The organism is Flavobacterium columnare NBRC 100251 = ATCC 23463, from assembly GCF_002530675.1.
GTDB classification, from domain to species: Bacteria; Bacteroidota; Bacteroidia; order Flavobacteriales; family Flavobacteriaceae; genus Flavobacterium; species Flavobacterium columnare.
Genome location: NZ_PCMX01000119.1, coordinates 1 through 20,375 on the forward strand (window position 1 = coordinate 1; position 20,375 = coordinate 20,375).

19 protein-coding genes are annotated in these 20,375 nt (G+C 28.6%); 6 read left to right on the top strand and 13 right to left on the bottom strand.

Annotated features, from left to right (window positions below; genetic code table 11):
• The 3 genes from B0A78_RS12950 to B0A78_RS12960 form a co-directional block, all read right to left on the bottom strand.
• Positions 1 to 1,132 (bottom strand): sensor histidine kinase (locus tag B0A78_RS12950; RefSeq protein ID WP_097609737.1); only part of this gene is annotated, 1,132 nt, incomplete at its 3' end.
• 30 nt (positions 1,133 to 1,162) lie between these two features.
• Positions 1,163 to 1,786 carry a hypothetical protein gene (locus B0A78_RS12955; RefSeq protein WP_014164694.1) on the bottom strand — a complete coding sequence of 208 codons (624 nt, stop codon included), beginning with the start codon at positions 1,784 to 1,786 and terminating at the stop codon, positions 1,163 to 1,165.
• 154 nt (positions 1,787 to 1,940) lie between these two features.
• Positions 1,941 to 4,094, bottom strand: a complete 2,154-nt coding sequence (locus tag B0A78_RS12960) for a TonB-dependent receptor (RefSeq protein WP_097609738.1) — start codon at positions 4,092 to 4,094, stop codon at positions 1,941 to 1,943.
• A gap of 293 nt (positions 4,095 to 4,387) precedes the next feature.
• On the opposite strand from B0A78_RS12960, the gene B0A78_RS12965 reads away from it, so the two are divergent.
• Positions 4,388 to 5,104: a potassium channel family protein gene (locus B0A78_RS12965; protein ID WP_065213530.1), complete on the top strand. Its 717-nt coding sequence runs from the start codon at positions 4,388 to 4,390 to the stop codon at positions 5,102 to 5,104.
• Between the two features lie 278 nt (positions 5,105 to 5,382).
• Here B0A78_RS12965 and B0A78_RS12970 read toward each other — a convergent pair whose 3' ends face one another.
• The 6 genes from B0A78_RS12970 to B0A78_RS12995 all read right to left on the bottom strand — a co-directional run bounded on the left by B0A78_RS12970 (position 5,383) and on the right by B0A78_RS12995 (position 13,740).
• Complete coding sequence (locus tag B0A78_RS12970; RefSeq protein WP_097609739.1) at positions 5,383 to 7,806, bottom strand: TonB-dependent receptor family protein; 2,424 nt, start codon at positions 7,804 to 7,806, stop codon at positions 5,383 to 5,385.
• The gene (locus B0A78_RS12975; protein ID WP_014164698.1) at positions 7,787 to 9,142 is read right to left on the bottom strand and encodes an HTTM domain-containing protein; all 1,356 of its coding nucleotides are present in this window, start codon (positions 9,140 to 9,142) and stop codon (positions 7,787 to 7,789) included. Before B0A78_RS12975 ends, B0A78_RS12970 begins: the two co-directional genes overlap by 20 nt.
• Positions 9,132 to 10,244, bottom strand: coding sequence for an imelysin family protein (locus tag B0A78_RS12980; protein WP_041253343.1), 1,113 nt, complete (start codon positions 10,242 to 10,244; stop codon positions 9,132 to 9,134). The genes B0A78_RS12975 and B0A78_RS12980 overlap by 11 nt, the downstream gene beginning before the upstream one ends.
• A gap of 256 nt (positions 10,245 to 10,500) precedes the next feature.
• Positions 10,501 to 11,697 (bottom strand): DUF4856 domain-containing protein, encoded by a 1,197-nt coding sequence (locus tag B0A78_RS12985; protein WP_102135422.1) that lies wholly within the window; start codon positions 11,695 to 11,697, stop codon positions 10,501 to 10,503.
• Positions 11,698 to 11,808: 111 nt separating this feature from the next.
• The gene (locus tag B0A78_RS12990) at positions 11,809 to 12,678 is read right to left on the bottom strand and encodes a hydroxymethylglutaryl-CoA lyase (RefSeq protein WP_014164701.1); all 870 of its coding nucleotides are present in this window, start codon (positions 12,676 to 12,678) and stop codon (positions 11,809 to 11,811) included.
• An 18-nt stretch (positions 12,679 to 12,696) separates the two neighbouring features.
• The gene (locus B0A78_RS12995; RefSeq protein ID WP_097609740.1) at positions 12,697 to 13,740 is read right to left on the bottom strand and encodes a quinone-dependent dihydroorotate dehydrogenase; all 1,044 of its coding nucleotides are present in this window, start codon (positions 13,738 to 13,740) and stop codon (positions 12,697 to 12,699) included.
• A gap of 93 nt (positions 13,741 to 13,833) precedes the next feature.
• Here B0A78_RS12995 and rlmH point away from each other — a divergent pair, with 93 nt between their 5' ends.
• From rlmH to B0A78_RS13010, 3 genes are read left to right on the top strand one after another with little or no spacing between them, the layout of a single operon-like run.
• On the top strand, positions 13,834 to 14,307 hold the full coding sequence (gene rlmH / locus B0A78_RS13000) for a 23S rRNA (pseudouridine(1915)-N(3))-methyltransferase RlmH (RefSeq protein WP_014164703.1): 474 nt from the start codon (positions 13,834 to 13,836) through the stop codon (positions 14,305 to 14,307).
• A complete protein-coding gene (locus tag B0A78_RS13005; RefSeq protein ID WP_014164704.1) occupies positions 14,307 to 15,194 on the top strand; it encodes a glycosyltransferase in 888 nt (295 codons plus the stop codon). Before rlmH ends, B0A78_RS13005 begins: the two co-directional genes overlap by 1 nt.
• Positions 15,194 to 16,126 (top strand): glycosyltransferase family 2 protein, encoded by a 933-nt coding sequence (locus B0A78_RS13010; protein ID WP_158308435.1) that lies wholly within the window; start codon positions 15,194 to 15,196, stop codon positions 16,124 to 16,126. The genes B0A78_RS13005 and B0A78_RS13010 overlap by 1 nt, the downstream gene beginning before the upstream one ends.
• Here the strand turns inward: B0A78_RS13010 and B0A78_RS13015 are convergent.
• Positions 16,113 to 16,514 carry a sugar 3,4-ketoisomerase gene (locus B0A78_RS13015; RefSeq protein WP_014164706.1) on the bottom strand — a complete coding sequence of 134 codons (402 nt, stop codon included), beginning with the start codon at positions 16,512 to 16,514 and terminating at the stop codon, positions 16,113 to 16,115. The two genes, B0A78_RS13010 and B0A78_RS13015, sit on opposite strands and share 14 nt — an antisense overlap.
• A gap of 107 nt (positions 16,515 to 16,621) precedes the next feature.
• On the opposite strand from B0A78_RS13015, the gene B0A78_RS13020 reads away from it, so the two are divergent.
• Positions 16,622 to 17,440, top strand: coding sequence for a glycosyltransferase family 2 protein (locus tag B0A78_RS13020; RefSeq protein ID WP_097609741.1), 819 nt, complete (start codon positions 16,622 to 16,624; stop codon positions 17,438 to 17,440).
• A 14-nt stretch (positions 17,441 to 17,454) separates the two neighbouring features.
• Positions 17,455 to 18,348 carry a glycosyltransferase family 2 protein gene (locus B0A78_RS13025; protein ID WP_097609742.1) on the top strand — a complete coding sequence of 298 codons (894 nt, stop codon included), beginning with the start codon at positions 17,455 to 17,457 and terminating at the stop codon, positions 18,346 to 18,348.
• Between the two features lie 61 nt (positions 18,349 to 18,409).
• Here the strand turns inward: B0A78_RS13025 and B0A78_RS13030 are convergent, their stop codons facing one another.
• The 3 genes from B0A78_RS13030 to B0A78_RS13040 all read right to left on the bottom strand — a co-directional run bounded on the left by B0A78_RS13030 (position 18,410) and on the right by B0A78_RS13040 (position 20,264).
• A complete protein-coding gene (locus B0A78_RS13030; RefSeq protein WP_014164709.1) occupies positions 18,410 to 19,543 on the bottom strand; it encodes a glutathionylspermidine synthase family protein in 1,134 nt (377 codons plus the stop codon).
• Between the two features lie 73 nt (positions 19,544 to 19,616).
• The gene (locus tag B0A78_RS13035; RefSeq protein ID WP_014164710.1) at positions 19,617 to 19,955 is read right to left on the bottom strand and encodes a hypothetical protein; all 339 of its coding nucleotides are present in this window, start codon (positions 19,953 to 19,955) and stop codon (positions 19,617 to 19,619) included.
• Complete coding sequence (locus B0A78_RS13040) at positions 19,956 to 20,264, bottom strand: hypothetical protein (RefSeq protein ID WP_014164711.1); 309 nt, start codon at positions 20,262 to 20,264, stop codon at positions 19,956 to 19,958.
• Positions 20,265 to 20,375: the final 111 nt, after the last annotated feature.

Here is a 20,375-nt window from a genome sequence, read left to right on the forward strand (position 1 = left end):
ATATTAAATTTGCATAAAAAGATTTTAATTTTTCTACTCTTTCTTTAGCTTTAGTAAAGGCTAAATTTTCATTGTAAATATCTTGTGTTTCCATAATAGCTATTTTTTTTGTTAAAATAGGGATATAAACCCTAAAATAAGTATTGGTTTGTTGAATTAAAACTTTCCGATAAGAAATTAATCCATAACGATTAATAATATTTTGCAACCCTACTCCTTTATGTTTTTGTAATACTTCTTTTTTTTGTAAATTGTTTTCTACTACTAAATAATTGTTTTCTATAAAAATTTTTATGTACAATGGTTTTTTTTCACTTACTACATTATGTTTAATAGTGTTTTCTAAAAGTAATTGAAGAGAAAGAGGAACTACTCTAGCATCTGAATTATTAAAATGTATGGGCAATTCAAAGCTTAAGCTATTTTCAAACCTCATTTTAAGTAAATTCATATACGTTTTTGCAAAAGATAATTCTTCTTCTACCGATACTAATTCTTTATCTTTTTGTTCTAAAACATATCGGTAAATTTTAGATAATGAGGTAGTAAATCGTTGTGCTTGTTCTGGATTTTCTTCAATTAGGGAACTTAAAACATTTAAACTATTGAATAAAAAATGGGGATCTATTTGATTTTTTAATGTTTCAAATTTAGCAGAAGCTGTACCTGCTATTACTTTTTGCTCTGTGAGTTTGTATTCTTGATAATTTTTATAGAAATGAAATAAATATAGACCTAAAGTAACAATTAAGGTAATAACCATAGAGACTACATAATTAGAGGCTTTTTCGTTTTTTATAAACTCTAAAAAAGTTTCATTATCTAGTATTACACTTTCAAAAATTCTTAGAAAAAAAATCATTAATAACGATATACTAAAGGAAGTTATTCCTCCTAAAATAAGTCGTTTTGGAGCAAATCTATTTTCTTTAAACAGACGATCAAAAAAGACAAAAACAATACCATTAGCGTAATACAAACTTATTCCATAAAGAAAAGCATAAAAAAAGCTCCACTTTAAATAAGTCCAAGTTATAATTGCCCCATTAAGATAGTTGATAAATAACAATGCTAGTCCTATAAAAAAGCTAATTAAAATAGCTGTAGGTATTGTTTTAATCCATTTATTCATTTGATGTCTTTTTATTCTATTTTTATTTTATTATTTACAAGTAGTTGCAACTTGTTTTGCTCTTTCAAATCCCCATTTTGGGTGTAAGGGTGATTCAGGTTTAAAATTAGCAAAAAGTTCTAATGACCGATTTATTTCTGCACATAATGGTTTTGTATCAACTCCTGTCCACTTAGCACCTCCTAATTCAAACTCTGCCTTTCCAAAAACAGCACGTGGGTTATTAGGGTTAATGATTAAAGCTGTTTGGTATTCAGTCATGACTAATGGTGAATATTTTATAGAATTATTCATAGGATCTTGAACTAAAGTTACTAGATAGATTAGTGCTTGTAATATATTGATTTCTTCATTTTTAATACTTTTATTTTTAGCACTTTCTAATGCTGTTTGTGCTTTATTTATTAGGTCTGTACTTTTTTCTTTATTTATTGGATTAAATGCTTCTGTGCAATTAATCAAGGCAATGTAATAATCTGGCAACCATTGTTTTTTTTCAGCGGATGCTATCCGTTCAAAAATAGCAGATGCTTCCATTGTTTTCCCTTCTTTCCAAGTTGCTAATGCTTTTCCCATGGCTTGTTCATATTTTCCTTCTTGTCCAAAGATTACTGAACTGATTATAAATGCTAAAAATGTTAAAAGACGTACCATAATTTTTAAATTTAATTGTTTTTGAATGTTCTCTTTTTTCTATTTCAAAATTACTGTAAGTAGTATGCTTTAAAAACGAAATCTAACTGAACTGTAATTTTTTATAGATGAATTGTTATTGATTGATAAATAATAACGACATCTTTTTTCTAATCTATAAATTTTCTAATTGATTGTTTTTTTTATCCTTACTTATTGTCCAAAAAAAGCCTATAAAGAAAAAACGATTAGCTGGTTGAGCAATAGTTTCTCTTTGAAAAACACCGTTTGAATCTGCTTTTGGGGCATATTGATAACCAAATACATTATCGCGTCCTAAAACATTTGATATTGAAAAATAAAGTATCTTTTGAGTTGTTAATAAGTAGGCCCAACTAAGACTTAAATTATTATAGGCTTTGGTTTTGCCATTCATAAACTGTGATTCGTTGGGATTGTTATAAGGTCTACCTGTAGCAAAACTATTTGTTATACTTATTTGGGATTTCCACTCTTCTATCCAATATTTACCGACTAATGATAAGGTATGATTAGCTACAAAGGGGGGAGTTACTCCATGCAAATAATTTTTAAAATCACGCTTGCTATCAATGTAGCTATAACTTATCCAATATTCTAGTTTTTTAAACGTATTATTATCTCTCCAAAACAGATCTATTCCTTGTGCATACCCATGTCCTGTATTAGTAAATTGCGAATTGTATAAGGGTTGTATTGTATTGTATTTTATAAGGTTTTTGTAGTTTTTGAAATAGAATTCGGCACGAAGTGTTCTTTTATTGGCAGTATATAAATAATTTAAAATATAGTGATGTGTGTCTTCAAAGTCTAATGAAGCTGTATATTTTAAATAATCTTGTTTAGGTGCTTGGTGAAAATCACCATAGGCAAATGAAAATTGGTTGTTTTTTGAAATTTTATAGGCTAGTGATGCTCTTGGTTCTAATATCTTTTGGTTTATCAAACTATTGTATGTAAAACGAGTACCTAATTTTAATGCAAAATCATTTGATAGGTACAAATCTGATTCTGCAAATAATGCTCCTATTTGGCTTTGATAACCTAATTTATATTCTGTTTTATTTTCAAGTGTGTATTTTTCATTAAAGCGAGTATAAAAATAATCTCCACCAAAAGATAATGTAAATCTATTTGAAAATTTTTTATCTATTTTTAATTTCAGATGTGTTGCCAATTCTTTTGTATATAAATCATCTTGTTTCACGAACATATTTATTTCATTTCTACCTAAACTCCCCCCTGTTGTAAGGGTCCAATTATCGATAAACGTTTTTTTATAAAAAGAGTTTAGATATAGATTGTTATTCGTATTATGAATTCTTTTTAAGATTAATGTACCTATTTCTGTTTGATTTAAATCAAATGAAGAATGATCTAATGCTACATAAAACTTAAAAATTCCATTATTTAATTTTTGTCTTAAAATACTTTCACCTCCCAAAGTCTGATAGGGTTTATTCCATTGAATATTTTGGGGTATTAACCATTGATAAGGTCCTAAATTAATATAGGAGGTATTTAAACTTAATGAACCTTTTTTCCATTTTTTAGTCTTACCTATTGAGGTGCCTATTGACATGATTGCAAAATCAGTTTTTTCTATTTCTGGTTCATTAATTGTATTCATTAGCAAAACGCTCGATAAAGCATCTCCAAATTCTGCTGAATACCCTCCTGTAGAAAATGTCATTCCATTGAACAATAAGGGAGAAAATCGGCTTCGAGTAGGCAAATTGTTTGGTGTAACCCCATAAGGTTGCGCTACTCTAATTCCATCTATGTAAGTTTGTGTTTCATCACTTTCGCCACCTCTAACAAACAAACGACCGCTTTCTCCATTTATTTGTGCTCCTGGCATTGTTTGAAAAGCTCCTACAACATCACCTAAGGCACCGGCTGTAGTTAATATGTCTAGTGGTTTTAAGGCTGATGCTTTGCTATTATCTCCTGCTTTAATAGTTCCCGCAGTAATTGTTACAGCATCTAAGGCATTTATAGTAGTTTTTAAGATATAGGTATTTATTTGATTGTTTTCTATGTTTATTGGCACTTTTAATTCATCAAACCCTAACTGGTTTATAATTAAATTTTGTACTCCTTTTTCATAGGTTTCAAAATAAAAAGTTCCATCTATTAAGGTCGTACTTCCATCGTAAGTTCCTTCTATAAAAACATTAGCACCTGAAATAGGATGCTGTTTTTTATCGATTACTTTTCCTTCTATTTTAGTTTGTGAAAAAGAAAAAGTAGTAAAAACAATCATTAAAAAATTTACTATTTTTTTCATTGGTTTACTTATTTTACTATCCAAAATTGAAAAACTATGAACTTTAAAAAAACTAATTAATGCTGAATTGTAAATTCTGATGACTGAATTGTTATTTCTTTTTTTATAATAAATACTCTATACTACTTGTTCTAATAACTTTACTTTTATTAGTAATGGTATCTTTTGAAAATGTATATTTGTAATTCTACAATTTTTAGAAATGTTTTTATAGGATTTATCTTTATTATTAGGTTCTCAAAAATTAAATCATTTCTGAAATATTTATCTTTTAACATTGTAATATTTTTACCATGCCTTTAAAACATTTTTATAAAAACCTATTTTTAGGAAAACAGCATAAAAAAGATAAGCCTAAACACAATCCTATAAAAAAACGAATACTAAATATCCTTTCTATATGGAATAATGATCATCAGGATGATAGCGGTATTGAAAAAATTGTACGTTTACTTTTATCTTCTTCTCAGCTGCTTTTTCCTGGAATTTATATAAAGCAGCTTGCGCACAAAATAAATTTTGAGTACGAAGACATTAGTATAGATTTTTATGTAGTAGCTAAGGTTGTTTTTCCTCTTATTATCTTAATAAATGGATGGCAAAATAATATCTTTATCATTAGTATAATGATTTATCTTTTACTGGAAACTTTTTTTTATATTCCTACTTTAATATTTGCTTCAGATTTGTTTTCAAGGCCTCGTTCATATAAACGTTCTATGTTACTATTATTTTTAAATTATGCCGAAGTTGTTATTGGATTTGGGGTATTATATGCTATGGGTAATCAAATGAATAAGCCTTTTAAACATTGGTTTGAGCCTATTTATTTTAGTCTTATTACATCTAATTCTATAGGATATGGCGATTTTTATCCTATAACTTTATTAGGACGCGTTTTAGTAAGTATACAATCTATGTTTTTTTTATCTTTTGTTGTTTTATTTTTAAATTTCTTTTCTACTAAGGTTAAAGTTAAAGGCTACTTTGATCATGAAGGAGAATCGTAATTTTATTCCTTTCCTTTAAATCCAAATTACGTATTAGAAATCTATTCTAACCTAAAACTACTTCAAAAATAAGCACTTACTCCTTTTTGAAATATTGAAAATATTAATATATTCGAATATTTCAAAAAGTCCGTGAGCACTCATTTTTATTGTATTTTTAGATTTCATAACGAAGTCTGATGCGTAATCTGGGTTAAAAAAGAAAATTCCATTTTTATTAAATAAATCAAAATGGAATTTTAGTCTAAAAACAGATTTATGTTATTTTCTACATTAAATTACAATTTAATTTCTAGCGTTACATAATAAACTCTAGGTTCTGAAGGGATGATACCTGGGCCTGGATATCCTGTTGCTCTTTTGGTAAAGTATTTGTTATTAGTCAAATTATTAATACTAGCTTCTAATTTAAAACGATTAAATTTATAAGAAGCAGATACGTCCAACACATTATACGAAGGAATTCCACCAAATATACCTGATAAGTCATTTTGGTCAGAAATTCTATTAGAAGCATCTGTAAATTGTGATGATACGTAAGTATATTGTGTACTAACTAATAGATTTTTGTATCCCAAACTTAATCCTGTTTTTAGATTATGAAGAGGTACAAACTCAACATGGTTGTCTTTTATATTAGGAATATCTGATTTTATATATTTAGACTTTGTTATGGATATATTTGAAAATCCATCAAATTTAAAGTTTAAATTATCGGGTACTATCATTTTTAAAAAATTGATAGTAACTAATGATTCAACTCCATAAGTAATACCTGTTCCAATATTATCTCTTAAGCGTACATCCGGTTTTAATCCTTTGGGATCACGGGCGCTATATTCGCCAATTTTATTATCATATAATAAGCCAAATCCGTTAATATCAAAACTTATTATGTTTCCTATTTTTCCTCGGAGGCCAATGTCTGAACCGTATCCTTTTTCATCAGTTATATCATCTGCTACAACAATACTAGGACTAGCGGTTCTTATATCATTAAAAGTTACTGAGCGATAGTTTTGTGTTAGATTAGCGTATAATTCTAAACCATATTTAGGTTTATAACTAAAACCAAGTCCAAGTAATGCAAATTTTCTTTCAAAAATTCTATCTTCAAACTCTGTTTTATCTATATTTATGTTTCCTGCTAGATCTCTATTAATTACTCTAAAGAAACCAACAGCTTGTGTTTTAATATATTCATATCTAAAACCTGGCGTAATTGAAAAATGATCGGTTATTTTAAATATATTTTCACCAAATAATGATATATTAAGGTTTGGATAGCTATATGATGATTGGTTCTGATAGTATGGAAATTCTTTATCCGCAATTTTAAAATCAGCATCTGAAGTAGAGCTTCCAGGACCTTGTATCCCTGAATTTTTAGATTGATAATATTTGGCTCCTATTAAAAAAGCATTCCGTTTGTTCCATAAATTGTATTTATAGAGATATCGTGCTTCTGCTCCCCAATTTATAAATTCACCTATAATTAAATCTCTTTCTGTATTAGGAGTATCTGGGTTAGAAACTCTATTCGAACGATATCCTAACGCTTTTCTATAAGCATCTAATCCGAATAATTGTAATGAGAAATCCGCATCATTATTAAACTTGTGTTTTAAGCGTAAAGCAAATAAATTCCAATTTACAGAAAACCAATTACGTGATCGGTTGCTTTGAAAAGGATCATTTACAAACATGCCATTGGTCAAACCTCCAGGTTGTTTGGCTAAATAATTAAAATGTGTATAATCAAGATGAAGTGAAGTTTTATCGGATAATTTATAATTTAAATTCCCAAAGTAATTCTTTGATTCAAAATTTGAATTAGGCCTGAATCCGTCTCCTTTCTTATAATTGTAAAAGGTATAATAACTCCATTTATCTTTTGTACCGCTCAAGCTTGTAAAGTTAGCGAATGTATTAAATGAACCTGCTGTAAAACGAGAAACGGCTTCTAAAGGTTTAGTACTTGGCTTTTTTATTTTAAAGTTAATCATTCCTCCAAATTGCGTCCCATACTGAAGAGACGCAGCTCCTCTGATTACCTGAATTTCTTCTATAGCTTCTGTTGGAGTAGCATAATAACTTTCGGGATACCCTAGCACATCTGCACTAATATCATAGTCATTCTGTCGTGTATTAAAATTAGCTGTTCTATTAGGATCTAAACCACGCCCCCCTATTGATAATTGTAATCCTCCATCAATACTTTCATTCATTGTAATACCTACAACTTGCGAAAAAATTTGACGCGCATTATTTATGGCTTTATTAGCTGTTAAATTATTTACTACTATTACTTCTGTTTTTTTTCCAGCATATATAGCCGTTTCTTCAACGTCCTTTAAAGTTCTAATAGCACTTATTTTTTGGCGTTGACTAACTATTTTCACTTCTGATAACTTTTTCAACTGCTCTATTTCTATAATTTGTAATTGAGCTGATGGAATAATTTTTTTCTCTATAATTTCGTAACCTTCTTTATAAAAAACTAAGTTTGTTGGACTTCCCTTTTTTAGTGTGAAATTTCCATTTGAATCAGTAAAGTAATTTAGATTTAAATTTTTATCTAATATTTCAACTTGTGAAACTCCTATTCCATTAGAAACAACTTTACCAATTATGGTATTTTGCGAAAACATTTTTGTAACTACTAATAGCAGTAGCATACATTTAAAATCCTTTAATTTCATCTTTAAATGGTAAAATCCATGTTTTATGTTTGAACGATTCTTTCTCTGATCCTAAATCTATATTAGGATTTATATAAGGCTGACTCAATCGACCATTAAGAGCCACAAAGCTTTCTACGTATATTTTAGGGTTTATAAAGCCATTTTGTGTGTAGTGTTTTTTAAGAATATGAGCATATTCTAATATAAAATCGGGCTGAAAAGACATTTGTTTTTCCTGAAAAGGGGTTAAAAAGTCGCGGTTATCCACTAATGCTACTTTACCTGTTTGATCTACAACTCTAAATTGTGTATATCCTGCTTTTTCCATTAGCATTACACGCCAAGAAAAACGAAAACCTTCTTCTGTCCAAAATAATTCTTCAGGGTACAATAAATATCTAAAAGGAAAAACTAATTGAAACAGCATAAATAAGCCTAAAAAAATCACTAAACTTTTGGAAGTCTTAACTTTAGTATCATAGATTCCTTTAAATCGAGAACTAGAAATATGTAGGATTTTAATTATTTTTTCTAATACTTTTTTGTGAAAATTAGAAGAAAAATAGATCAAGGTACTTACGATCATTACATAAGGGAAAACGCCAATAGGAAATAATATTTTTGTAAAAATATGAAATAGAACTACAAATATAAATCCAACTATCCTGGTTCTTTTATTTAATAATAAAAAAGGGATGGATAAGTCATAAATCGCACCTGCCCAACTCATAGCATAATGAACCCAATTCTTAAGCAAAAATGTACCTATGATTGGCAAGCCTGAATTCATAGGAAGCCAAGTTTTTAAAGGTTGAGCTTCTAGCAACCAGTCTGAATTTAGTTTTATTAGTCCTGCATAAAAATACACTATTCCCAACATGAATTTTAAAATATCAATAGTCCATTGTGGAATGTGTGAACGTAACTTGGACCTATCTAAATATACGTCTAAAGAATAATTACAACTTGCAGGAAGAAAAATGAGAATAAAGCTAATTATAGAGATAAAATAATAGTGATTTAAATAGGTAGTTTTATCCATTAGTTCTACATAAGTAAAACTAAGAAAAAAGGACATAATAGCAAGCTTATAACGATACCCTAAAGCAACAAATAAGGCCGAGAGCCCACAGATAAGAAAAATAAAATAAGTATAAACTCCTATTGGTTTAACCCATTCGAATCCGAAGTAAGTGAAATGATATTTGGGAGTTATATACAGGCTTTCTATCCATCCATAACTCCAAAAACGAACAATGCTAAAAAACATCATCAAACCAAACGCTATCCTATAAAAAGCTAACGTTTCGGAAAATGATGTTTTTTTTAAATATGTACGAATATTAATCCCCATCTGAATCAACATATCCTACTGCAATATTAAGTGCTGTTAACATATCTACTTTAAAATAAGACACATTAATTTGCATAGCATCATAGGCTTCTAACATCTTGTTATTATCCGTGTTTATCTGATTTACAAAGTTATTATCCAGAAGATTGTTTTTTATTTGTATCAATGAAAACTGATCATTAATAATAGTACTTAATAATTTATTATTTCTTTGTACATTTAAATGATCCAGATAGCTTTTTAAGGAAGGTCCTGTTTGATTGCTCGAAAAGTATTTTCCATTAAAAAAATCAGCACTTGCTTTTATAGCTTCATTTAATAAAATTTTAGACACTTCTTTGTTAAAATAAGCTTCCACTTTATTGGGTTGAACACCACTAGAAAATTTTCCTGCGGGATAACCTACTTTACCTAATCGAATGTGTTTTTCGAAGTATTCAATGTAGGCATTCACTATTAAATTTACAGCCCCAGAATTAGTATTATTTGTATTAGAAATAAATGTATTTTTAAAACTATTCCAATCATTTACCAATAATTCAGCATTATTTTTTAAATCCGTTACTAAATCAGTCAAATAGGTTCTGTATTTTTGAGCATCTACTCCTGTATAAAACATTAAAAGGGCATTATCTGTATCTGCTAACCCGTAAAGCATATAGTCTAGAGCTGGATAGCCTTGTTTATCAAATTGTGATAAAGACGTAAGATTGTAGGTTTGGGTATTTATATTCTTATTAATTTCTATGACATTTACAGGATATGTATTCGTGTGACCTATAAAATATAAATCTTCTGCTTTTCCTATTTTAAAAAAAGCTATATGCTGATAAGCTTTGTATGAATTAAGCCATGAAGCCCTTAATTTATTTAAATTATCAATCGTAGGATTTTGTTTAAAAACAGTTACCTCTTCATAAAGTTTATCTACCCCTATTTGATAATTTTTATAAGCAGGAATAATTATATTTTCTGCCCAGTTGGTAAGCATGGCTTTTTTATCATAATTATCTCCTATAGTTATTTGAGGTTCATCAATTTTTTTATCATCTGAACAACTTGTCAATAAGGACAAGAAAAGTACAAAAAATATTTTTCTCATAATTTCTTTATTAATACAAATATATGCTATCCGAAAAGGTTGCAATCTTATCATTCCTACCAAAGAGAGGCTCGAACGAAGTAAACAGGCGAAACAAACCACATAACACTAATCAAGTGACTTCTTTTATTGTCGAAGTGACAGACTAGACGTTCCTCCGTTTTGACTTTTCAGACACCTTCTTTATTAATGCAAATATAACCAAGTACTAATATGTGTTAGTACTTGGCTAGTCATATCTTTTTATTATAATTTTTTAATTAACAGTTTCTGCTTGTTCTACTGTAAAACCAAATTTATCGGCAATCTCTTTTGCTAGTAGTTCTAGATTATTTTTAGAATAATCAACATCCCAAAAGCCATTTCTACCTGCCATTAATTTATTCAAGATAACATCTACTTCATTTTTAGATAGATACGGACTATTAGTTCCTTGTTTATTCGTATATCTTAAACATTTAATAAAACCGTATCCTTCAGATAATGCGTGAAAAGTTTTTGCAGCTCCACCAACTAAATTTTTCTTTCCTTCCATCAAATAATATACTGCACGCACAGCCGCCACCTTCGCTAATTTTTCTTTAATAATCGCTATTTGAAGATCACGAGTAACATAATCATTATTTACAATGGCTGCTCTCCCTAGTCTAAACGCTAAATTAATATCTCCTTTTAGAGTATTAAAATCTTTATCTGCATTTACTTGATCTATATAGCTATCCCAAAATTTAGCATTTTTTCCATCTGCATCACGACCAGCGCCATAAACATAACCATACGCTTCATCCCAAGCATGCTCCATTTCTGTATAATTAGTACCTACAACTAACTTTTTATTTGTATTATCTTCTCTATTAGTACCTGCATCTAATTTTTTTGTGCTCAAATAGTTATTACAAATTTGATCTATGAAACAAGCTCCCATTAGTCCTTTTAAAACCACTTGAATGGGTTCTAAACCATTAGCCGAATAGTATCTTTTTTCAAAAATACCCGCAACTCCTTCAGTTGCGGTGCCAGCCCCTGCACTTCCTACTTCTCGTAATTTGTTTTCAAAAAAAACTCTTTCTTCTGCCTGTTCTACACTATTAGATGAAAAATAATCTAATGATGCTGCCGTTTTGTCCCTTAATTGTTTTGTTTTAGAACTATTTAATTCTCCATTTGTAAAAGGGGTATTTGCATTAGCGTACATATTTAATAACTTGACATCGCTTACATTTGCACCACTAGCTCCTTGAGTCTTAACATAATCTGCTATTTCTTGGAGCATTAAAATTCTAGACTTCTGACCATTAAAATCAACTGTTGTAACACCATTACGATTAAAAGTATAAGTAGCTGGCGTAGCATAAGGCGCATAGTCTTTTATTACTTGTTCATCTTTAGAACATGAGGTAATTATCAAAGAAAATACGGGTAAAGAAGCTAATAAAAATTTATTGAAATTCATTTTAAACATTTTATTTAGATCATTTAAAAATAAGACAATGCAAATATAAAGACTGATTCTAAATAAAAAAAATTTATTTAGATTATTTTAAAATAAAATACACTCATCCAATTAATGATAATAATTAAAGATTTTTAAGGCTTCATTATAAGCACTTTCAAAACTCATAGCACTTAAATTATGACTTGCTTTTTGAGAGGTAAAATAAGACAACATTTTTTCTGTAGGCATATTTCCTGTAAGTTTATCGGTAGCCATAGGACACCCTCCGTGTCCTTTTATAGCACCGTCAAAACGTCTACAACCTGCTTTGTAAGCGCTATCTATTTTTTCAAACCATTTATCAGGAGTGGTATGTAAATGAGCCCCAAATTCAATCTTTGGATATTTAGGAATCAGATTTGAAAATAAATATTCAATAACATCAGGTGTAGAAGAACCTATCGTATCTGATAGAGATAGGATTTTAATCCCCATAGAAGCTAATTTTTCAGTCCACTCTCCTACTATTTCTACATTCCAAGGATCCCCATAAGGGTTTCCAAAGCCCATAGATATATAGGTAACCAGTTCTTTATTAGACTGTTCTGTAATATTCATTATTTCTTGTAATGTTACCAATGCCTCTGCTATCGTTTTATGCGTATTACGCATTTGAAAATTTTCAGAAATAGAAAAAGGAAAACCTAGATAGTTAATTTCTTTATATTGTACTGCATTTTGAGCGCCTTGTGTATTAGCTACTATAGCTAATAACTTACTTTGCGTATTAGACAAATCTAATTTAGCTAAGACTTCAGCTGTGTCTTGCATTTGAGGAATTGCTTTTGCAGAAACAAAGCTCCCAACATCAATCGTATCAAAACCAACACGTAACAATGACTGTATGTATTGTACTTTTTTATCTGTTGGTATAAAATCTTTTATGCCTTGCATGGCATCACGGGGGCATTCTATTAACTTAATATTTTCAGCATTCATAAGAATCTTTATCTAAAGTTAGGCTTGTTCTAAAATTTTTTTATTAATAGATTTTATTAAGGCTGGTCCTTCGTATATAAAACCTGTATATAATTGCACCAAACTAGCCCCAGCACTTAATTTATCAATAGCATCTTGTGCTGAATGAATACCTCCTACTCCAATAATGGGAAATGCTTGATTGCTATTTTCCGACAAAAAGCGAATTACTTCTGTAGATCGGTCGGTTAGAGGTTTACCTGAAAGTCCTCCTATTTCATTTTTATTGGCAGATTGCAATCCTTCTCTAGAAATAGTGGTGTTTGTGGCTATAACTCCTGCAATCTTTGAATCTTTAACTATATCTATAATATCCAACAGTTGCTCATTTGTTAAATCAGGGGCAATTTTTAACAAAATAGGTTTTACTTGACCTTGCATGGCTTCAACTCCTACATATTTTTTAAAATTAAGTTCTTGAAGTGATCGTAAGAGATTCGTTAAGGGTTCTTTATCTTGTAATTCTCGTAAACCAGGGGTATTAGGAGAACTTACATTAACCACAAAATAATCTACATAATCATACAATGCTTCAAAACATATTTTATAATCATCTACTGCGTTTTCATTAAAAGTTGCTTTATTTTTACCTATATTACCTCCTATAAGTACACCTTTATTTTTTTTTAAACGATGAACGGCATCTTGTACTCCTCCATTATTAAATCCCATCCGATTAATAATAGCGGAATCTTCTAACAATCGAAACAAACGTTTTTTTGGATTCCCTTCTTGTGCTTTAGGTGTTAGTGTCCCTATTTCTATAAAACCAAAACCAAAGTCTGATAATTCATTAAACAATTTAGCATCTTTATCAAAACCTGCTGCAAGTCCTACTGGATTCTTAAATTTTAATCCAAAAACTTCCCTTTCTAAACGTTTATCTTGTATTTGAAATCTAATTTTAATAAAAAAAGAAACTCCTGGTATTTTGTTTAATAAACGAATGGTACTAAAAGTAAAATAGTGTATTTCTTCTGGATCAAATCTAAAAAGTAACGGACGGATAAGTTGTTTGTACATATAATTTGTTGTGTTGTTGTGCAAAAATAACAATTCAACAGCAAAATTTAAAATTGCTTTGTATTTTTGCTCGTAATAATTTCTTAAATTTATATGAACATCCGATTAATAGCTATTGGCAAAACAGATAATAAAAATTTACAAACACTCATTGATGATTATATCAAGCGTTTGTCTTTTTATGTAAAATTTGATTTAGAAATTATAGCGGATATAAAAAATGCTAAAAATCTATCGGAGACACAACAAAAAGAAAAAGAAGGTGAATTAATTTTAGCTAAGCTTACCACCACAGATTATTTAGTCCTTTTAGATGAAAATGGCAAATCGCTTTCTAGTGTAGGTTTCTCAGAAGAACTACAAAAAAAAATGAACTCAGGAATTAAAACCTTGGTCTTTGTAATTGGTGGTCCTTATGGCTTTAGTGATTCTGTATACAAAAAAGCCAATGGAAAAATATCGCTTTCTGCCATGACATTTTCCCATCAAATGGTACGTTTATTTTTTATAGAACAAATTTATAGAGGATTTACTATTTTACGAAATGAACCTTATCATCATCAATAATGCTTTCTATACTAATTCCTACTTACAATTATAACATTTATCCTTTAACACTAGAAATTCATAAGCAATGTGTTGAAGAAAATATTGTATTTGAAATACTCTGTCAAGACGATTTTTCTAACTCAGAATTAAATTTAGAAAACCAAAGAATAAATCAACTTCCAAATGCTTTATTTAGCATTTCTAAAGAACAATTAGGAAGAGGTAAGAATTTAAATACTCTTGCTTCTTTGGCACAATATAAATATCTTTTAATTCTTGAAGCTGATTCTTTTCCCGCTACTAGTGTTTATATTAAAACTATTTTAAATCATTTAAACCATACGGTTTCTCTTCTTTTTGGAGGTGTCATATATCCTTTAAAACCTCTAACTAATGACAAAATTTTACGATGGAAATATGGCAATGAAAGAGAAATTAAATCCTTATCACATAGACTAAAAAATCCTTATGATTTTACTTTTAGTTGGAATTTAGTTATAAAAAAAGAGATTTTTAACACCCTTTATTTTCATAATCAAATAACAGAATATGGTTATGAAGATTTGATTTTTATAAATAGATTAAAAAGACAACAAATTTTTATTCATCACATAGACAATCCTTTGATTCATCTAAACGAAGAAAATTCTTCAACTTTTTTAGAAAAATGTAAAAAAGCAAGTATAAATGCTTATTTTGCTACTCAAAATTCGTTTATTGATAAAAAAGATATTCGTTTAACAAAAATATTTTATATTGTAAAAAAGTATAAACTCCAAAATTATTTTGCTTTCTTTTTTGAATTTTCAGAACCTTTTATAAAAAAAAATTTAGTATCAAGAAGGCCTTTTTTATTCTTATTAGACTTATATAAATTAGGCTATTTATGCAAAAAAATATGTTAATGTTTTCTGTAATTATACCGCTTTATAACAAAGAAGATTATATCTATAATAGTTTGGTTAGTGTAATCAATCAAACGTATACTCATTTTGAAATAATCATTGTCAATGATGGAAGTACAGATAAGAGTTTAGAAATTGTAAAAACCATTAACGATTCTAGAATAAAAATTTTTGAACAAACCAATAAAGGCGTTTCTAGTGCAAGAAATTTAGGTATAAAAAACGCAAAAGGTTCATTAATAGCATTTCTAGACGCTGATGATATTTGGGAAAAAAATCATTTAGAAGAAATACAACAACTTTATTCATTATATCCTAATTGCGGAATGTATTGCAGTCGATATCTGATGAAGATTTCAAAAAAAAAGAGCATTCCTATTCGTTATTCCTATGAAATTCCAAATGATTATAAAGGTATTTTAACTGATTATTTTAAAACTAGCCTGATATATAGAGTTGGACTACCTTCTGCAGTAGTAATTCCTAAAATTTTGTTTGAATTAGGTTTTTCTTTTAATAATAATGTAAGTAGCGGTCAAGACCTTGAACTTTTTACACAAATAGCTCTTTCTTATCCTGTAGCCATTACCAGTTGCTATACAATAGAATATAATTTCATAGTTAATAATCAACTATCAAAAACGCCTATAACTCAAAAAAAATTATGCAATTTAGAGCAATTTAATGCAGCCGAAAATAATAATAATTCTTTAAAACAATTCTTAGATGTTTACAGAAAGGAATATTCTTTGCATTTTAAAATGGCAAAGGATTTTAAACAAGCTAAGGATTATTACAATAAAATTTCTTCCAATAACATTAGTTGGAAATTCAGAATATTATTTCACCTACCTAGAATTGTATTACTCAGTTTATTGGTTTCTAAACGTTTTTTAAAAAGCAAAGGTTTTGATTTTACTATTTATAATTAGAAATATATTCTACAAAATCTGTATAGTCTCTAATATAATCATCTTCATCAAATTCATCAGAAGAAATTACTAAACATACCGCTCCTGACGAAAAATTATCTAGTTCTCTCCATATTCTAGTAGGAATAAGTAATCCTCTATCTGGTTTATTTAATGTTATGATTTCCTTATTTACACCATTATCTATTAATACATCAAAACTGCCTGAAATGGAAATCAAAAATTCTAATTGTTCTTTATGAGCATGACCTCCTCTTGAAGCACTACTAGGCACATCAAATAAATAGTAAACCCGCTTGATCGAAAAAGGTAAGGTATTTCCTTCAATTATACCAAGATTTCCACGGGTGTCCTCTATTTTGGGTATAGAAATAATTCTTGGACTCATTATTGCTTGTTTGTAAAACAAAAATACATTTAATTTATAAAATATAACTTTAATTCATATTGAATTTAAATAATAATATTTTATAAGTTTGTTCAAAAAAATTATAAATGAAGGTAAAAGAAGAAGATATTGAAATATTGGTTTCTACAATGAATAGAAATTCTTTAGAATTTTTATATCAAATGTTTCCTGATTTTAATAATATCTGCTTTCGCATCTTAATTATAAATCAAACAACTCCAGAAAACATCCTACATAGTAATCATAAAAACATACGAATAATTAACACATATACCCTTGGCTTATCTATAAGTAGAAATATTGCATTAAAAAATGCTGAAGGAACCATCCTTGTAATATCTGATGATGACGTTGTTTTTGAAAAAGATTTTCAAAAAATTATCTTTAAAAATTACAACAACCAACCCTATGCACATGTAATTTGTTTTCAAGCAAAGAGAGATAAAAAAACTTTATTAAAAAAATATCCGTCTCAAAAGAAAAAAAATATCAAAGCCATAGACATACTAAATGTAGCCAATATAGAGATAACCATTAATAGAAAAAACATTAATTCTTTAGATCTAACATATAATGCTTTATTTGGATTAAATGCTTTATTTGGACTCGGGGAAGAAGCTGTATTTTTATGGGATTTAAAGAAAAAAGGGTATCCAATTGATTTTATTCCTGAAACCATTGTAACCCATCCTAACCCTACAACTACAGATAAAATTCATTGCAATGAAAAATATTTTGCATACGGAGCCGTGTATACCCACATGTTTAAAAACAGATTTATTTTTTGGCTTTTCTTGAAACTTTTTTTTGATTTAAAACAAGGTTTTTTAAAACTGGTTGATTTTAAAAAAGCCTTTTCAATGGGACTAAAAGGCAACCAAAAATATTTAGAAATATCAAATTAAATCCTACTTAACAAATGGAAAATACACCTCTTGTTACTATTATTTGTTTATGTTATAATCATGACCCTTTTGTAACAAAAGCGTTAGATTCTATCATGAATCAATCCTATAAAAATATTGAACTCTTAATCGCTGATGACGCAAGCCAAGACGAATCAGTGAACGTAATTAAAAAATGGATAGAAAAACATCCTCAGGTATTCTTTATAGCCAATGAAAATAATTTGGGAAATACAAAAACTTTCAACAATCTTTTCAAACGTGCAAAAGGAAAATATATCATTGATTTAGCTGCTGATGATATTTTAACAATAGATTGCGTAAAAAAACAAGTCGAAACTTTTTTGAATACAAAATATAATGATTTAGCTTTAGTTTATGGCAATTCAGAACTCATTGACGAGGAAGATAAACATTTAGGGTATTATTATCCTGTTAATTCAAATAAAAAAACAATCCAATTACCTCCTTCAGGATTTATATATATTTCTCTTTTAGCTGGAAAAGAAAAAATGTGCTCCGTTTCTTCTATGATCAAATCAGATGTCTTAAGATCATTAGGAGGGTATGATGAATCATTAGCCTATGAGGATTTTGATCTATGGATAAGAGCATCCAAAAGATTTTCTTTTGAATTTATTGACGAAGTTTTAATACAAAAAAGGGAATTAAAAAGCTCTATGTATCATTTTTTCTTTAAAAAAAACAATTCTTTTACGAACTACTTAAATCATTCTACCTATAAAATTCTGATTAAGGTTTTTAAACAAAATACCATAAAAGAGGAATACTCAGCCATGCTTAAAAGAGTTCATTATGAAATAGTTTTAAATTTCAAAAATGCTAATTATATCCTTTGCATTCAACTACTTATTCTAAAAATAAGAATCCATTTTAAAATTTTTTAAAAAGAAATTATGTAAGATTTTATAAAATCTGTTTAAATACTATAAAATAATTTTAAAAATTTTATCTTATTAAATGAGGTACAAAACGAGAAGTATTATCTGTTATTAAAGATTTTGATTCTCTTATACCAATACCGGCTGGTTCTTGTCCTATAATCCAACTTCCTATCAAAGGATAATTCCCTTGAAAGTCAGGTAATTCAGCTAATTCTTGGTATATAAAACCTTCCTCTCCGTACTCTCCTGCTGTGCTAACTAACAAAGTTCCTTCTTTTACTAATTTTACATTAGCCCCTTCTCTTGATAAAATGGGTTTTTCACACCAAGAGGTTAATTTTTTAGGTGAATCAAAATAACAAGCTAATAAAAATTCATGATTTGGATATAGTTCCCATAAAATAGGAAGTAAAGCTTTGTTAGACAATAACATTTTCCAACTAGGTTCAATCCAAAAGGTTTCGTTTTTATCTAAAATAATATTTTTCCCAAACGCTTCATTAACCATCCATTCATAGGGGTATAATTTAAAAATAGAAGCAATACTCCTGTCTTTATCATCAACAAAAATTTGATTATTACTATCCCATCCCAACTGATCTATAAATGTATAATGCGTGTCTAGCCCTGCTTGCATTGCACAATCTTGTAAATAACGTACTGTAGTAATATCTTCTAATGAGTCTGGTACGCTAGTAAAGTGTAATTTTGAGCCTTTTAAATAAGGTTTAACATATTTCCAATAAGCAATTAGTTTCTCATGAATAGAATTAAACTGATCGCAATACGGATAACATTCTTGCAACCAAAACCACTGTACAATACTCGCTTCAAATAAAGACGTAGGAGTATCTGCATTAAACTCTAACATTTTTAATTTCTCCTTTTTATAACAAAAATCAAAACGTCCGTAAATAGAAGGCTCTTCATTTTCCCAAGTTCTTTTTATATGTGGTATAAACCAACTAGGAATATGAAATCTATGAAATAAATCATTTTCAATTACGTACTCTACAGCATGTAAACACATTTCCCATAATTGAGCAGTAGCATTTTCAATTCTAGTAATTTCATCTATAGAAAACTCATAAAATACGGATTCATCCCAATATTTTCCTTCTATAGAATGAAAATTAAAACCCAGTTCTTCTACCTTTATTTTCCAATCAGTTCTTGGAGTAATTACTATTCTATTCATTCTAGTTTAGCTATATTTAAACAACAGTCATTCTATAAGTAATATACTTTTAAAATTTGACTATATATTTTTTTTACGACGACACATGAAAACCTGAGTGCCCAAAACCTCCACGACTTATACTTCCTTTACTACTATTATGTCCTACATTTGAACTAGAATGTATTCCCTCTGAATAATATCCCGTTCTTTTGGAATAGGTATTTAAACCTCCTGAAGAAGAGCTATAAGGTCTAAAAGCATAATAAGATACATAATTATAATGTTTGCTTTTGGTATAAGCTGCTGTAGTATCTGAACGCAAATAAACTTTTCTGTCAGATCCTCCTCCTCCTTCCCATTCTTCTTCTTTTCCACAAGCAGCTGTGATCGTTGCCACTAATACTAGATTAATAATACTCGTCTTTTTCATTTATTTTGCTGTAAAATATATTTCATATTCTTTTTTCCCCTTTATCTTTTCTCCATTTTCATTTTCTTCCTCATATTCTCCTAATGCTGGTACTGTATCTTTATAAATAACTTCTTTATTTAAAGCACCATTTGTCCAAACTTTATGCTTCGTAATGACAAGATCTTTTTCTTTATCAATAGGTTCAATAGTCATTTCTGTTTCAATGGATCCTTCTTTATCTACCTCCGTTATCACCTCTTCTCTTGCATCATAACAATTAGCCATAAGAAAGCCTAATACTGATAAAGTAATTCCTTTTATATACATTTTTAAAATTAATTTGATTCTATTCTTATTCCGTTGAAGTACGACCATTAGTCGTATTATATTTTTTTTGTTACAGTAAAAAGATCCTCAATAAATAAATAAATAAAAAAT

Excerpts from the sequence above, each read along its gene's own strand:
- B0A78_RS12965 (WP_065213530.1), top strand. The coding sequence starts at position 4,388 with ATGCCTTTAAAACATTTTTATAAAAACCTATTTTTAGGAAAACAGCAT.
- B0A78_RS12995 (WP_097609740.1), bottom strand. The coding sequence starts at position 13,740 with ATGTACAAACAACTTATCCGTCCGTTACTTTTTAGATTTGATCCAGAA.
- B0A78_RS12980 (WP_041253343.1), bottom strand. The coding sequence starts at position 10,244 with ATGAGAAAAATATTTTTTGTACTTTTCTTGTCCTTATTGACAAGTTGT.
- B0A78_RS13020 (WP_097609741.1), top strand. The coding sequence starts at position 16,622 with ATGAAGGTAAAAGAAGAAGATATTGAAATATTGGTTTCTACAATGAAT.
- B0A78_RS12985 (WP_102135422.1), bottom strand. The coding sequence starts at position 11,697 with ATGAATTTCAATAAATTTTTATTAGCTTCTTTACCCGTATTTTCTTTG.
- B0A78_RS12975 (WP_014164698.1), bottom strand. The coding sequence starts at position 9,142 with ATGGGGATTAATATTCGTACATATTTAAAAAAAACATCATTTTCCGAA.
- B0A78_RS13040 (WP_014164711.1), bottom strand. The coding sequence starts at position 20,264 with ATGTATATAAAAGGAATTACTTTATCAGTATTAGGCTTTCTTATGGCT.
- B0A78_RS13025 (WP_097609742.1), top strand. The coding sequence starts at position 17,455 with ATGGAAAATACACCTCTTGTTACTATTATTTGTTTATGTTATAATCAT.
- B0A78_RS13015 (WP_014164706.1), bottom strand. The coding sequence starts at position 16,514 with ATGAGTCCAAGAATTATTTCTATACCCAAAATAGAGGACACCCGTGGA.
- B0A78_RS12970 (WP_097609739.1), bottom strand. The coding sequence starts at position 7,806 with ATGAAATTAAAGGATTTTAAATGTATGCTACTGCTATTAGTAGTTACA.
- B0A78_RS12990 (WP_014164701.1), bottom strand. The coding sequence starts at position 12,678 with ATGAATGCTGAAAATATTAAGTTAATAGAATGCCCCCGTGATGCCATG.
- B0A78_RS13005 (WP_014164704.1), top strand. The coding sequence starts at position 14,307 with ATGCTTTCTATACTAATTCCTACTTACAATTATAACATTTATCCTTTA.
- B0A78_RS13030 (WP_014164709.1), bottom strand. The coding sequence starts at position 19,543 with ATGAATAGAATAGTAATTACTCCAAGAACTGATTGGAAAATAAAGGTA.
- B0A78_RS13035 (WP_014164710.1), bottom strand. The coding sequence starts at position 19,955 with ATGAAAAAGACGAGTATTATTAATCTAGTATTAGTGGCAACGATCACA.
- B0A78_RS12955 (WP_014164694.1), bottom strand. The coding sequence starts at position 1,786 with ATGGTACGTCTTTTAACATTTTTAGCATTTATAATCAGTTCAGTAATC.
- B0A78_RS13010 (WP_158308435.1), top strand. The coding sequence starts at position 15,194 with ATGTTTTCTGTAATTATACCGCTTTATAACAAAGAAGATTATATCTAT.
- rlmH (WP_014164703.1), top strand. The coding sequence starts at position 13,834 with ATGAACATCCGATTAATAGCTATTGGCAAAACAGATAATAAAAATTTA.
- B0A78_RS12960 (WP_097609738.1), bottom strand. The coding sequence starts at position 4,094 with ATGAAAAAAATAGTAAATTTTTTAATGATTGTTTTTACTACTTTTTCT.